Origin of the sequence: Shinella sp. NM-101, from assembly GCF_021401195.1 — a bacterium.
Classification (GTDB): Bacteria; Pseudomonadota; Alphaproteobacteria; order Rhizobiales; family Rhizobiaceae; genus Shinella.
Window position 1 is genome coordinate 123,989 of the sequence record NZ_JACBFT010000001.1, and the last position, 13,254, is coordinate 137,242.

At 65.9% G+C, this 13,254-nt stretch carries 17 protein-coding genes and 1 pseudogene; 9 read left to right on the forward strand and 9 right to left on the reverse strand.

Annotated features, from left to right (window positions below; genetic code table 11):
• Positions 1-47: 47 nt before the first annotated feature.
• From L0976_RS28715 to L0976_RS00620, 3 genes and pseudogenes are all read right to left on the reverse strand, one after another.
• A complete protein-coding gene (locus L0976_RS28715) occupies positions 48-710 on the reverse strand; it encodes a biotin/lipoyl-containing protein (RefSeq protein WP_370643561.1) in 663 nt (220 codons plus the stop codon).
• A 3-nt stretch (positions 711-713) separates the two neighbouring features.
• A pseudogene (locus L0976_RS00615) lies at positions 714-2,000 on the reverse strand (acetyl/propionyl/methylcrotonyl-CoA carboxylase subunit alpha); the annotation flags it as partial.
• 76 nt (positions 2,001-2,076) lie between these two features.
• Entirely contained in the window at positions 2,077-2,982 is a 906-nt protein-coding gene (locus tag L0976_RS00620) for a DMT family transporter (protein ID WP_370643563.1), read from the reverse strand.
• 198 nt (positions 2,983-3,180) lie between these two features.
• On the opposite strand from L0976_RS00620, the gene L0976_RS00625 reads away from it, so the two are divergent.
• The 9 genes from L0976_RS00625 to sugE all read left to right on the forward strand — a co-directional run bounded on the left by L0976_RS00625 (position 3,181) and on the right by sugE (position 8,323).
• On the forward strand, positions 3,181-3,585 hold the full coding sequence (locus L0976_RS00625; RefSeq protein WP_234185592.1) for a helix-turn-helix domain-containing protein: 405 nt from the start codon (positions 3,181-3,183) through the stop codon (positions 3,583-3,585).
• An 84-nt stretch (positions 3,586-3,669) separates the two neighbouring features.
• On the forward strand, positions 3,670-4,797 hold the full coding sequence (locus tag L0976_RS00630) for an S-(hydroxymethyl)glutathione dehydrogenase/class III alcohol dehydrogenase (protein WP_234185593.1): 1,128 nt from the start codon (positions 3,670-3,672) through the stop codon (positions 4,795-4,797).
• Positions 4,797-5,255: a GNAT family N-acetyltransferase gene (locus L0976_RS00635; protein ID WP_234185594.1), complete on the forward strand. Its 459-nt coding sequence runs from the start codon at positions 4,797-4,799 to the stop codon at positions 5,253-5,255. Before L0976_RS00630 ends, L0976_RS00635 begins: the two co-directional genes overlap by 1 nt.
• A 61-nt stretch (positions 5,256-5,316) precedes the next feature.
• Positions 5,317-5,571: a type II toxin-antitoxin system ParD family antitoxin gene (locus L0976_RS00640; protein WP_234185595.1), complete on the forward strand. Its 255-nt coding sequence runs from the start codon at positions 5,317-5,319 to the stop codon at positions 5,569-5,571.
• 68 nt (positions 5,572-5,639) lie between these two features.
• Positions 5,640-5,879 (forward strand): type II toxin-antitoxin system RelE/ParE family toxin, encoded by a 240-nt coding sequence (locus L0976_RS00645; RefSeq protein ID WP_234186185.1) that lies wholly within the window; start codon positions 5,640-5,642, stop codon positions 5,877-5,879.
• 4 nt (positions 5,880-5,883) lie between these two features.
• The gene (locus tag L0976_RS00650) at positions 5,884-6,351 is read left to right on the forward strand and encodes a YaiI/YqxD family protein (RefSeq protein WP_234185596.1); all 468 of its coding nucleotides are present in this window, start codon (positions 5,884-5,886) and stop codon (positions 6,349-6,351) included.
• A complete protein-coding gene (locus L0976_RS00655) occupies positions 6,348-6,998 on the forward strand; it encodes a DUF1345 domain-containing protein (RefSeq protein WP_234185597.1) in 651 nt (216 codons plus the stop codon). Before L0976_RS00650 ends, L0976_RS00655 begins: the two co-directional genes overlap by 4 nt.
• Before the next feature lie 18 nt (positions 6,999-7,016).
• Entirely contained in the window at positions 7,017-7,850 is an 834-nt protein-coding gene (gene fghA / locus L0976_RS00660; RefSeq protein ID WP_234185598.1) for an S-formylglutathione hydrolase, read from the forward strand.
• Between the two features lie 158 nt (positions 7,851-8,008).
• Positions 8,009-8,323 (forward strand): quaternary ammonium compound efflux SMR transporter SugE, encoded by a 315-nt coding sequence (gene sugE / locus L0976_RS00665; RefSeq protein WP_203318992.1) that lies wholly within the window; start codon positions 8,009-8,011, stop codon positions 8,321-8,323.
• Here the strand turns inward: sugE and L0976_RS00670 are convergent.
• The 6 genes from L0976_RS00670 to L0976_RS00695 all read right to left on the reverse strand — a co-directional run bounded on the left by L0976_RS00670 (position 8,320) and on the right by L0976_RS00695 (position 13,083).
• Complete coding sequence (locus L0976_RS00670; RefSeq protein ID WP_234185599.1) at positions 8,320-8,706, reverse strand: DoxX family protein; 387 nt, start codon at positions 8,704-8,706, stop codon at positions 8,320-8,322. The two genes, sugE and L0976_RS00670, sit on opposite strands and share 4 nt — an antisense overlap.
• A gap of 21 nt (positions 8,707-8,727) precedes the next feature.
• A complete protein-coding gene (locus L0976_RS00675; RefSeq protein ID WP_203318994.1) occupies positions 8,728-10,260 on the reverse strand; it encodes an acyl-CoA carboxylase subunit beta in 1,533 nt (510 codons plus the stop codon).
• Between the two features lie 91 nt (positions 10,261-10,351).
• Positions 10,352-11,137, reverse strand: a complete 786-nt coding sequence (locus L0976_RS00680; RefSeq protein WP_234185600.1) for an ATP12 family chaperone protein — start codon at positions 11,135-11,137, stop codon at positions 10,352-10,354.
• Positions 11,130-11,795: an HAD-IA family hydrolase gene (locus L0976_RS00685; RefSeq protein WP_234185601.1), complete on the reverse strand. Its 666-nt coding sequence runs from the start codon at positions 11,793-11,795 to the stop codon at positions 11,130-11,132. The genes L0976_RS00680 and L0976_RS00685 overlap by 8 nt, the downstream gene beginning before the upstream one ends.
• A complete protein-coding gene (locus L0976_RS00690; protein WP_234185602.1) occupies positions 11,795-12,790 on the reverse strand; it encodes an RluA family pseudouridine synthase in 996 nt (331 codons plus the stop codon). Before L0976_RS00690 ends, L0976_RS00685 begins: the two co-directional genes overlap by 1 nt.
• A gap of 56 nt (positions 12,791-12,846) precedes the next feature.
• On the reverse strand, positions 12,847-13,083 hold the full coding sequence (locus tag L0976_RS00695; protein ID WP_234185603.1) for an Lrp/AsnC ligand binding domain-containing protein: 237 nt from the start codon (positions 13,081-13,083) through the stop codon (positions 12,847-12,849).
• Between the last annotated feature and the right edge of the window lie 171 nt (positions 13,084-13,254).

Consider the following 13,254-nt stretch of genomic DNA (forward strand, 5'->3'; position numbering starts at 1 on the left):
GAATGCAACGTTAGCGGCAACGTCCTAACAAATGTTAAGACCCGGCCTCAGGCGAATTCCATGATCACGGCGTCGACGGCAAGGCTCTCGCCGGGCTTGGCGCGGATCGGGCCGACCGTCAAGTCGCGCTCGGCGCGCAGCACGTTCTCCATCTTCATCGCCTCGACGACGGCCAGCGTCTCGCCCGCCTTCACCTCCTGCCCCTCGCTGACCGCGATGGAGACGACGAGGCCCGGCATCGGGCAGAGCAGCATCCTGGAGGTGTCCGGCGGCAGCTTCACCGGCATCAGCGCATCGAGCGCGGCAAGGCGCGGCGTGAAGACGCGCGTGCGCACGGAAAGCCCCTGCCAGTCGATCCGCATGCCGTTCGGGAACGGGCGGAGCTGCGCGGTCACGCCGCGCCCGGCGACGGTGCCGCGCCAGACGGCTTCGCCCGGCTTCCAGTCGCTCTCCACCGCCTCCTCCGCCGAAAGCGCGTGATAGGCATCGCCGATCTTCACCACCCAGTCGTTGCGGTGCTGCGTTGCCGGGCGCAGGCGGTCGAGATGGTTGGAGCGCCGCGCGGCGTCGACGAGATGCGCCGAAAGCGCGATCCGCGCCAGGATGCCGGCCTCCGCCTCCATCGGCGCCATGGGCGCGAAGCCGTCGGGATATTCCTCGGCGATGAAGCCGGTGGAAAGCCGCCCTTCCCGCCAGCGCGGATGGCGCATGAGCGCGGCGAGGAACGGAACATTGTGCTCGATGCCGTCGACCACGAAGCCGTCGAGCGCATCGCTCATCGCATCGATGGCCTGAAGGCGCGTCGGCGCCCAGGTGCACAGCTTCGCGACCATCGGGTCGTAGTACATGGAAATCTCGGCGCCTTCGTAGACGCCGGTATCGTTGCGCACGACCGCTTCGCCATTCGTGCCTTCCGCCGGCGGGCGGTAGCGCGTCAGGCGGCCGATGGACGGCAGGAAGTTGCGGTAGGGGTCCTCCGCGTAGAGCCGGCTTTCGACGGCCCAGCCGTTCAACCTGATGTCCGCCTGCGCCAGCGACAGCGCCTCGCCGGCGGCGACGCGGATCATCTGTTCGACGAGGTCGATGCCGGTGACGAGTTCCGTCACGGGATGCTCGACCTGCAGGCGGGTGTTCATTTCGAGGAAGTAGAAGTTGCGGTCGCGGTCGACGATGAACTCCACCGTGCCGGCGCTCTGGTAATCGACGGCCTTGGCGAGCGCGACGGACTGCTCGCCCATGGCGCGGCGGGTCGCCTCGTCGAGGAAGGGCGACGGCGCCTCTTCCACGACCTTCTGGTTCCGGCGCTGGATCGAGCACTCGCGCTCGCCGAGATAGAGCGCGTTGCCGTGCGCGTCGGCGAGGACCTGGATCTCGATATGACGCGGCTCGACGATGTATTTCTCGATGAAGACGCGGTCGTCGCCGAACGAGCTCTTCGCCTCGGAGCGGGCGCGCTCGAAGCCGTCGCGCACCTCCGCCTCGCTCCAGGCGATGCGCATGCCTTTGCCGCCGCCGCCGGCCGAGGCCTTGATCATCACGGGATAGCCGATCTCGCCGGCGATGCGCTCGGCATGGCCGGCATCCTCGATGACGCCGAGGAAGCCGGGAACGGTCGAGACCTGCGCCGCGTTGGCGAATTTCTTCGATTCGATCTTGTCGCCCATGGCGCGGATCGCCTTCGGCTTGGGGCCGATGAAGACGATGCCTTCCGCCTCCAGCGCCTCGCAGAAGCTCGCCCGCTCGGACAGGAAGCCGTAGCCCGGATGCACCGCTTCGGCGCCCGTCTCCTTGCAGGCCGCGATGATCTTCTCGGCGACGAGGTAGCTTTCGGCGGCCGGCGCCGGGCCGATATGCACGGCCTCGTCGGCCATCTCAACATGCAGCGCGTCGCGGTCCGCATCGGAATAGACCGCGACGGTGGCGATGCCCATCCTGCGTGCCGTCTTGATCACGCGGCAGGCGATCTCGCCGCGATTGGCGATCAGGATCTTCTTGAACATGCTTTCCTCCCCGCAGTCTGCTTGCGGAGTTGTAGACACAAGGCCGCATCGGTTCAACGGCAGGGCGCAGGACACTTTAGTCGAAGGCGATGTCGGCCTCGACCCTGCGGTTCTTCTGCTCGCGCCAGATGATGAAGAGGCCCGAGCCGACGATGATCGCGATGCCGAGCCACTTGGAGGGCGTCGGGAAGTCGCCGAAGATCGCGTAGCCGAGCACGGTCGCCGAGATGATCTCGAAATACTGGAACGGCGCGAGGAGCGAGAGCGGCGCCAGACGGAACGCCCGCACCACGAGGATATGCGCATAGCCCGACAGCGCGCCGAGGATCAAAAGCAGGACGAGGGTGAAGAGCGAGGGCGGCAGCGAGGGCGCGAAATCGGCGATGCCCGCCGCCCCCCCGAGGAAAAGCGCCGCGCCCATGAAGAGCGTGCCGCCGAAGCCGGCGATCGTCTGCATGGTGAGCGGGGAATCGGCCTCGCCGATGGCGCGGTTCATGAAGAGGTAGATGGAATACAGGAAGGCGCAGGCGACCGGCAGCAGCGCCGTCCAGCCGAAGAGGATGAAGCTCGGCTGGATGACGATGAGCGCGCCGCCGAAGCCGACCATGATGGCGAGCCACCGCCGCCAGCCGACGCGCTCGCCGAGGAAGACCGCGGACATGGCCGTGAGGATGAAGGGCTCGACGAAGTAGATCGCGAAGACGTCCGCCAGCGGCATGTATTTCACGGCCGCGAAGAACAGGAGGCTCGCCGCGCCGTGGATCGCGCCGCGCAGCAGGTTGAGCCATGGCCGTTTCGGCCGCAGCGTCGCGCTGCCGGCCGCCGTGAAGATCAGCGGGATCGTGCAGACGATCTGGAAGAAGAAGCGGTAGAACGTCACCTGCCCCGGCGACATGCCGGCGAACGTCGCCATGTACTTGGCGATCGCGTCCATGCCGGGAAGCATCAGCATGGCGGCGGCCATCAGGATCACGCCCTGCATCGTGTTGCCGCCCTGTCGATCGCTGGTTCCGGCCGTCGCGTTCATGCGTGTCTCCCTCGCTCGCCCCTGCATACCGCTTTTCGGCCGGCAGGCAATGCCGGAAATCTGTCATTGCGCAGGCGGCGCGAAGCGGCGCAATTGAGGTAGAAGGCGGTGCCCCGCTGCCTGTAGACTGACCGAAAGGCAATGGAGGCCGCCATGACCTTCCCCGGCGAGAACAACACCATCCCCTTCCCTTCGGGCCGCGCCGACGGCGACACGCTCGGCGGCCGCATCTGGCGGGCGCGCGATGCGCTGGACCTGTCGCTCGAAGGCCTCGCCGCGCGGCTGGGCTTGCCCGAGGAAACGGTCGGCGGCTGGGAACGCGACCATGCCGAACCCGACACCAAGGCCCTCTTCATGCTGGCCGGCGTGCTCTCGGTCTCCCCCTCCTGGCTGATCGCCGGCATCGGCGCGGCCCCGGCTGACCCGGACGGCGAGGAGGACCCGCACCCGCTCATGCGCCAGCTTCAGGCGGTCCAGCGCCTTCACGACGAGACGGGCAAGGCGATCGCGGCGCTTGAGGCCGAGATCGCTCGTTTGATCAAAAAAGATCAGGGCTGACATTTTTCCATTGGCCGCACTTGAGACGCCGGACCGGCTCTGCAATGGTCGGCCCGAAACAGAATCCGCATAAGGGAGACGAAAATGGACGTACGCGCCGCCGTAGCCGTTCAGGCTGGAAAACCGCTTGAAATCATGACCGTACAGCTCGAAGGCCCGAGGGCCGGCGAAGTGCTGGTCGAGGTGAAGGCGACGGGTATCTGCCATACGGACGACTTCACGCTTTCCGGCGCCGACCCGGAAGGCCTGTTCCCCGCCATCCTCGGCCATGAGGGCGCGGGCGTCGTCGTCGATGTCGGCCCGGGCGTCACCTCGGTCAAGAAGGGCGACCACGTCATTCCGCTCTACACGCCCGAATGCCGCGAGTGCTATTCCTGTCTGTCGCGCAAGACGAACCTGTGCACCGCCATCCGCGGCACGCAGGGCCAGGGCCTGATGCCCGACGGCACGTCCCGCTTCTCCATCGGCAAGGACAAGATTCACCACTACATGGGCTGCTCGACCTTCGCCAACTACACCGTGCTGCCGGAGATCGCGCTGGCCAAGGTCAACCCGGACGCGCCCTTCGACAAGATCTGCTACATCGGCTGCGGCGTGACGACCGGCATCGGCGCCGTCATCAACACGGCCAAGGTCGAGATCGGCTCGACGGCCGTCGTCTTCGGCCTCGGCGGCATCGGCCTCAACGTGCTGCAGGGCCTGCGCCTTGCCGGCGCGGACATGATCATCGGCGTCGACATCAACCCGGACCGCAAGGAATGGGGCGAGAAGTTCGGCATGACGCATTTCGTCAACCCGAAGGAGGTGGAGGGTGACATCGTGCCCTACCTCGTCAACCTGACGAAGCGCAACGGCGACCTGATCGGCGGCGCCGACTACACCTTCGACTGCACGGGCAACACCAAGGTGATGCGCCAGGCGCTCGAATCGGCCCATCGCGGCTGGGGCAAGTCGGTCATCATCGGCGTTGCCGGCGCGGGCCAGGAAATCTCGACGCGTCCGTTCCAGCTCGTCACCGGCCGCCAGTGGATGGGCACGGCCTTCGGCGGCGCGCGCGGGCGCACGGACGTGCCGAAGATCGTCGACTGGTACATGGACGGCAAGATCCAGATCGACCCGATGATCACCCACACCATGCCGCTGGAAGACATCAACAACGGCTTCGAGCTGATGCACAAGGGTGAAAGCATCCGCGGCGTGGTCGTCTACTGATGACGGCAACCGCCTACGGCGTCGACGTGCGGAGGATGGAATCCTTCTCCGCCGTCGAGCTCTACGCATTGCTGAAACTGCGCGTCGACGTCTTCGTCGTCGAGCAGGCCTGCCCCTATCCGGAGCTGGACGGCAAGGACGCGGACGCCCTCCATCTTCGCCTGCTGGTCGATGGCGAAACCGCCGCCTATGCCCGCATTTGGCGGCCCGAAAATGCCGCGCCACGCATCGGCCGCGTCCTCGTTTCGCCGGGTCATCGCGGCAAGAAGCTGGGTGAAGCGCTGATGCGGGAAGCGATCCGCGCCTGCGAAACCCGTTTTCCCGGCATGCCGATCGAGCTTTCCGCGCAGAGCTATCTGCTGCAATTCTACCGCTCCCTCGGCTTTTCCCCGACATCGGAGGAATATGTCGAGGACAGCATACCGCATATCGACATGCGCCGATCGACCCCGCTTTGACCTGTTCTCGCCGGCCGGGAATTGCTACACTGACCGCCAGACCGTTCTATGGAAAGCCGCCATGCCGCAAGGACCCGCCGTATCGCTGACGAAGGAGCAACAGGCGCTCGTCGACCGTCTGGTGCGTTCCGGCCGTTTCGACGGCACGAATGATGTCGTGTCGACGGGGCTCCGGCTCCTGGAGGAGCGCGAGCGCGAGGCGGCAAGGTTCCTTGCCGATATCGAAGACGCTATCGAAAGCGGGCTTGCAAGCGGCGATGCAGCGGAGATGGAAACGGCGCAAAGCCTGGTCGCGACGTTCCGGCGGCGGAGATAGGCGGCCTTGGGACGCATCCTCCGTCGCCCGCAATTCCTCGAAGACCTTCGCATGGGGTATGGGATTTCATCGCGAGAGACAGCGAGGACCGTGCGGATACCTTCGTTTTCGAACTCGAATGGCGCTATCGCATGCTTTCGGACAATCCGCTTGTGGGACCACAGCGTTTTCCGCGCTATCCCGACATGCGCATGTTCCCCTTTCGACGCTATATCATACTCTATGCCGCGCTTGCCGACGGCACCGGCATAGAACTCATCCGCCTCCTGAACGCCGCCAGGGATTACCACCGTTACTTCGATGACTGACGCAATGCCCACCATCTATGTCGACGCGGATGCCTGCCCGGTGAAGCCTGAGATCCTCAAGGTGGCGGAGCGCCACGGCCTGGCGGTGACCTTCGTCGCCAATTCGGGCCTGCGGCCTTCGCGCGATCCGATGGTGCGGAACGTCATCGTCTCCGGCGCCTTCGATGCGGCGGACGACTGGATCGCGGAGAATGTGCAGCAAGGCGACATTGTCGTCACGGCGGACGTGCCGCTGGCAGGGCGCACGGTCGCCAAGGGCGCGCATGTCACCGGCCCGACCGGCCGGCTCTTCGACAAGTCGAACATCGGCATGGCGAGCGCCATGCGCGACCTCGGCGCGCATCTGCGCGAAACCGGGGAGAGCAAGGGCTACAACGCGGCCTTCTCGCCGCGCGACCGCTCGACGTTTCTCGAAACGCTCGACCGCCTGTGCCGCCGCGCGAAGAATGAACGGGCGGGATCGCCATCATGACGGCAAAACCCGGGCCCAAGGTCTATGGCCGGCACGTGCCCTTCTATGTCGGCATCGGCGCGGCGGCGCTCGGCCTTGCGGGCGCGCTCTGGCTGAAGCCGGACTTCGCCGTTGCCGTTGCGGCCATCGCCTTCTTCCTGTGCTACCTGCTGCTGACAGCCTGGCGCCTGCCGCACCTGACGGCCGCCTATCTCGAGCACTATGCGACGGATACGGACGAGCCGGTCGCCATCATCTTCGCCGTCACCTTTGCCGCCGCCGCCGTGGCGACGGGGTCGCTCTTCGTCGTCCTGAACCGGCCGGCGGCGACCGGCCTGGAATTCGTTCTCGCCTTCGCCTCGGTCGCGCTCGGCTGGCTCACCATCCACACCATGGCGGCGCTTCACTACGCCCATATCTACTGGCGGCCGGGCGGCGCGAAGGCGCGGAAGGACAGAGGCCTTGCTTTTCCCGGCGACACCCAGCCCGGCGTCTACGACTTCCTCTACTTCGCCTTCGTGATCGGCATGACGGCACAGACCTCGGACGTCGCGATCACCTCGACGGCTATGCGCAGGGTCAACCTGCTGCATGCCGTCGTTTCCTTCTTCTTCAACACGGTGCTGGTCGCCGCCGCTGTCAATGCGGCCGTGGCGCTCGCCTCCTGAAACCGATCGGAGTTTTCCATGAAAGTGCTTTCCCAGAACACCGCCTTCGGCGGGATGCAGGGTGTCTTCGCCCACGATTCGGAAGCCTGCAAATGCGAGATGACCTTCGCCGTCTTCGTGCCGCCGCAGGCGATCCAGGAGCCGCGCCCGGTGCTCTGGTATCTCTCCGGCCTCACCTGCACCCATGCCAATGTGATGGAAAAGGGCGAGTACCGCCGCATGGCCGCCGAGCTCGGCCTCATCATCGTCTGCCCGGACACCAGCCCGCGCGGCAACGACGTGCCGGACGAGATCACCAACTGGCAGATGGGCAAGGGCGCGGGCTTCTATCTCGACGCCACCGAGGAGCCCTGGGCCGAGAACTTCCGGATGTACAGCTATGTGACGGAAGAGCTGCCGAACTTCCTCCGCCAGCATTTCCGCATGGACATGAGCCGCCAGGGCATCTTCGGCCACTCGATGGGCGGGCACGGCGCCATGACGATCGCGCTCAAGCATCCGGACCGCTTCAGGAGCTGCTCGGCCTTCGCGCCCATCGTCGAGCCCTCCACCGCCGACTGGTCGGTCCCGGCCTTCGAGAAATATCTCGGCGCCGACAAGGTGAAATGGCGGGAATATGACGCCTGCGCGCTCGTCGCCGACGGCGCCCGCTTCCCGGAATTCCTGATCGACCAGGGCAAGGCGGACGGTTTCCTCGAAAACGGCCTGCGTCCCTGGCTCTTCGAGGAGGCGGTCAAGGATACCGACATCGAGCTGACGCTGCGCATGCACGAGCGCTACGACCATTCCTACTACTTCATCTCGACCTTCATGGATGATCACCTGAAGTGGCACGCCGAGCGGCTCGGCTGAGGCCGGATATGGCGGGGGTGCATGGCTGACATGCCGCCCCTGCCCTTGCTCTTGCCTTGCCGATGCGCAATAGTCCGCGCCGGTAGACGGCTACCGCCGGAAGGCATCCGGTCACGATCGCGGGGACGGCCTCGCTCCCTTGAAACGGAGTAGGTGCAATGCCCTGGATCCTTCTTACCCTCGCAGGTCTCTTCGAAATCGGCTGGGCCATCGGCCTGAAATATACCGACGGCTTCACGCGGATCGTTCCCACCGCTTTGACCGCCGCTTCCATGCTCGTCAGCATCGTGCTGCTCGGCCTCGCCGTGAAGACGCTGCCCATGGGCACGGCCTATGCCATCTGGACCGGCATCGGCACGGTCGGCACGGTCATCCTCGGCATCGTCCTCTTCGCCGAGCCGGTCACGGCCATGCGCCTCGGCTGCATCGCCCTCATCGTCACCGGCATCCTCGGCCTGAAGTTCGTCGCCTAGCCGCGACGGTTGTCGAGCGCGAAGGCGCCCGGCCCCGCGATCGTCAGGTAGAGGAACACGAAGCAGAAGAGGATCGCGGCGTCGCCGTGATTGTTGACCGGGAAGAAGCTCTGCGGCGCATGGGCCATGAAATAGGCGACCGCCATGAAGCCGCAGAGCACGAAGGCCGCGGGCCGCGTGAAGAGCCCTACCAGGATCAGGATCCCGCCGACGACCTCCAGCGTGCCCGCCACGCCCATGAGGTTCATCAGGTCACCGAACGGCTGTTCGGCGGGCGGAAAATTGAAGAACTTCTGCGTGCCGTGCTCGATGAAGAGCAGCGCGGCCATGATGCGGAGCACGGCCAGCGCCTGCGGCCGCCAGGCGGACAAACGGTCGAACATGCCTTGCACTCCCCTTCCGGTTCAAAGGGGTATGTTATCGTGCTTCTTCCACGGATTTTCCAGATCTTTGTTCCGCAGCAGCCGCAGCGCCCGGGCGATACGCTTGCGCGTCGAATGCGGCATGATCACCTCGTCGATATAGCCGCGCTCGGCCGCTACGAAGGGCGAGAGGAACCGGTCCTCGTACATCTTCGTATGCGCGGCGATCTTGTCCGGATCGTCGATGTCCTTGCGGAAGATGATCTCGACCGCCCCTTTCGCGCCCATCACGGCGATCTGCGCCGTCGGCCAGGCATAGTTGATGTCGCCGCGCAGGTGCTTCGACGCCATGACGTCATAGGCGCCGCCATAGGCCTTGCGCGTGATGAGCGTCACCTTGGGCACGGTCGCCTCGGCGAAGGCGAAGAGCAGCTTGGCGCCGTGCTTGATGAGGCCGCCATATTCCTGCGCCGTTCCCGGCAGGAAGCCCGGCACGTCGACGAAGGTGACGACCGGGATGTTGAAGCAGTCGCAGAAGCGCACGAAGCGCGCCGCCTTGCGGCTGGCATCCGAATCGAGCACGCCTGCCAGCACCATCGGCTGGTTGGCGACGAAGCCGACCGTCGCGCCCTCGATGCGGCCGAAGCCGCAGACGATATTGCGGGCGAAGCTTTCCTGGATCTCGAAGAAATCGCCCTCGTCGACGGTCTTGGCGATCAGTTCCTTGATGTCGTAGGGCTTGTTCGCATTGGCCGGAACGAGCGTGTCGAGCGATTCGTCCACCGCCTCGACCGACTGGAAGCAATCGATCTCCGGCACGGGCGAGGTATTGGACTGCGGCAGGAAATCGATGAGCCGGCGCACCTGAAGCAGCGCATCGACGTCGTTGTCGTAGGCGCCGTCGGCAATCGAGGATTTCGTCGTGTGGACGGAGGCGCCGCCGAGCTCCTCGGCCGTCACCGTCTCGTTCGTCACCGTCTTCACGACGTCGGGGCCGGTCACGAACATGTAGGACGTGTCGCGCACCATGAAGATGAAGTCGGTCATGGCCGGGGAATAAACGTCGCCGCCGGCGCACGGCCCCATGATCACCGAGATCTGCGGGATGACGCCGGAGGCGAGCACGTTGCGCTGGAACACCTCGGCATAGCCGCCGAGCGCGGCGACCCCTTCCTGGATGCGCGCGCCGCCCGCATCGTAGAGGCCGACGATCGGCGCGCGGTTCTTCAGCGCCATGTCCTGGACCTTCATGATCTTCTGGGCATGGGTCTCGGAAAGCGAGCCACCGAAGACGGTGAAATCCTTGGCGAAGACGAAGACGGTGCGGCCGTTGACCGTGCCCCATCCGGTGACGACGCCGTCACCGGCGATCTTGCTCTTCTCCATGCCGAAATCCGTCGAGCGATGCTCGACGAACATGTCGAACTCCTCGAACGATCCCTCGTCGAGAAACACCTCGATGCGCTCGCGGGCCGTCAGCTTGCCACGCTTGTGCTGCGCCTCGATGCGCGCCTGTCCGCCGCCCATGCGGGCGCGCTCGCGCCGGACTTCGAGTTCGTGGAGAATTTCCTTCATGATCCCTCGGTTCCTCCCGTTTGTGACAACGGATTAGCATGCGGAACCGGGGGCTTGAAGGGGATCGCCCTACATAGATGGTCTTAGACGGTCAGCGCGGGAGATCGGCAAGCACGGCGGCGGCGACGTCCATCTCCCCGCGCCGCAATTCGCGGCGGCGGAAGGCCTCCTCGTCGGTGCCCCATTGATCGATCTGCCAGTCCTCGTCGACATGGGCGAGCGACCAGGCCCGATCGGCATCCACCACGCCTTCGGCCAGCGCCAGCGCCAGCAGCGCCGAGCCGGTCAGCGTCGTCACCGTATGCAGGCAGGCGAGCGCCAGCGGATCGCGCCAGGCGGACAGCGCATCCGAGAAGGCGGCGATGGCCTGTACGGGCTGTTCCTGGTGCATCACGCCTTCGACGAGGATGAAGCGCGCGCCCCTGGCGTCGGCCGCCCAGCGGATGATCGGGTCCCAGCCCTCGCGCTGCCGCTGGACGAGGCCATCAGGCGAATCCGCGCGGTAGCAGAGCATGTCCGTGCCGGCGAAGCGCACGATCTCCTCGAAGACGGCATCGAGATTATCCGCGACGCCGTCGACGGCCGTGTTGACGAGGCGCGTCACCGGCATCTTCGCGGGATCGATCTCTTCGCCCTGCCCGTCCCATTCGGCGCGCAGGCGCTCGGCGATGGCGGGGGCCGGCACGGCGAGCAGCTTCTTGCCGGGCGTGCGCACGGGACGGCCGTCGAGCAGGATGCGGTGGCCCTCGTCCGTGCTGTCGATCGAGACCGCCTTGTAGAACCGCTTCGGCAGCGGCCGCTTCATCTGGATCTGCGCGCGGCGAACCGGATCGGGATCGCTCATCGCCTCGGAAAGGTCGCTCAGGATGTCACGCATCGGAAATCTCCAGCCATTCGAGAAGGTCGGCGGGCGTGCGCAGGATGTGATCCGCGCCGGCCTCGACCAGCTCGGGCACGGAGGCATAGCCCCAGGAAACGCCGATCGCCCTGGCGCCGGCCGCCTTCGCCATCTGCATATCGTAGATCGCATCGCCGATGACAACCGTCCGGGCAGAATCGACGCCCGCCTCGCTGCAGCATTCCGTCACCATGGCGGGGTGCGGCTTGGAGGGGCAATCGTCCGCCGTGCGCGAGACGAAGAAGGTCTTCTCGAAGCCGTGCGTGGCACGAATGAGGTCGAGGCCGCGGCGCGACTTGCCGGTGACGGCGCCGAGGATCAAGTCGTCCTCCCGCTCCAGCCGCGCCATCATGGCGCCGATGCCGGGAAAGAGCGGTTCCTGGAAGCCTGCCTCCGCGCGCACGCCGGTAAATATCGCCTTGTAATGCGCGGTCATCGCCAGCGCCTCGTCATCGACATGCGGCTTGCCCTGCATGCGGGCGATCGCGATGTCGAGCGTGAGCCCGATGATCGCCTTGGTCTCGGAGACGTCCGGCCGGGCATGGCCGAAATCGACGAAGGTGCGCGCCATCACCTCGTGGATCAGCTTTACGCTGTCGACCAGCGTGCCGTCGCAATCGAAAAGAACGAGCCGCATCAGTCGTCTTCCCCGTCCGCCGTGCTCTGGTCGAAGCCGAAGAGGTTCCAGGTCTGCACCATGTGCGGCGGCAGCGGCGCGGTGACGCGCAGGCGCCCGCCGGAGGGATGCGGAATGTCGATGTGGCGGGCATGGAGATGCAGCCGGTTCTGCACGCCGCCCGGGAAGTTCCAGTTGACGTCCGCGTCGAAATATTTGGGGTCGCCGAGGATCGGGTGGCCGATATGGACGGCATGGACGCGAAGCTGGTGGGTGCGGCCGGTATAGGGCTCCATCTCCAGCCAGGCGAAATTCTGCCCGGCCTGCTCGACGACGCGGTAGAAGGAGACGGCGTGGTCCGCGCCGTCCTCGCCGTGCCTCGCGATCCGCATGCGGTCGCCGTCCGGCGTCTGCTCCTTGACCAGCCAGGTGGAGATCTTGTCCTCCCGCTTCTTCGGCACGCCCTTGACCACGGACCAGTAGGTCTTCTTGGTGTCGCGCTCGCGGAAGGCGGCGGTGAGCTTCTGCGCCGCGCCGCGCGTGCGGGCGATGACGAGGACGCCCGATGTGTCGCGGTCGAGGCGGTGCACGAGGCGGGGCTTCTCGCCCTTCTGGCTGGTCCAGGCCTCCAGCATCTTGTCGATATGCCGCGTGACGCCCGAGCCGCCCTGCACGGCGATGCCGGCCGGCTTGTTGAGCACGAAGACCTTGTCGTCCTCATGCAGCAGCATGCGGGCAAGCAGTTCGCCATCGGGGGAATGCTTCAGGTCGCGGCCGGCGATCGGGCCGGACTTCGGCGCCTTGGCATCGACCTCCATCGGCGGGATGCGGACGGTCTGGCCGGGCTGCACGCGCGTATCGCTCTTGGCGCGGCCGCCATCGACGCGCACCTGGCCGGAGCGCAGCAGCTTCTGAAGCTGGCCGAAGCCGAGGCCCGGATAGTGGACCTTGAACCACCGGTCGAGGCGCATGCCCGCCTCGTCGTTGTCCACCTGCCTGTGTTCGATGCCTGCCATGTGCGCCTTCTTTCGTTGCGCCGCTCTTAGCGCAAGAACAGGCCAAGGGGAACCGTCTAGAAGGCGCGGAAGGTGAGCGTCGTGAGCGAGCGCACGATGCCGGGGATGGAGGCGACATGGTCGTTGATGAACTTGCCGATGTCCTCCTCGCTGTCGACATAGACCTTCAGGAGGAGATCGTATTCGCCGCTGGTGGAGTAGAGCTCCGAGAGGAGTTCCGTAGCGTAAAGCGCGTCCGCAACCTCATAGGTCTTGCCCGGAGCGCATTGCAATTGCACGAAAATCGGCTTCATCGGTCCTCCCGCGCCATCGGCGGCATCTGATCGTCTCGGCACGGTTCCGGTCGCATGCGCGCCAGCCCCGGCCGGGCCGCCGACTCCGGCGGCGTTCGCCATCCCTTATGACGGAATTTCCCCGGCAAAGGCAAGGCCGGCCGAAACTCGCGACTGCCGTTAAGATTCGAT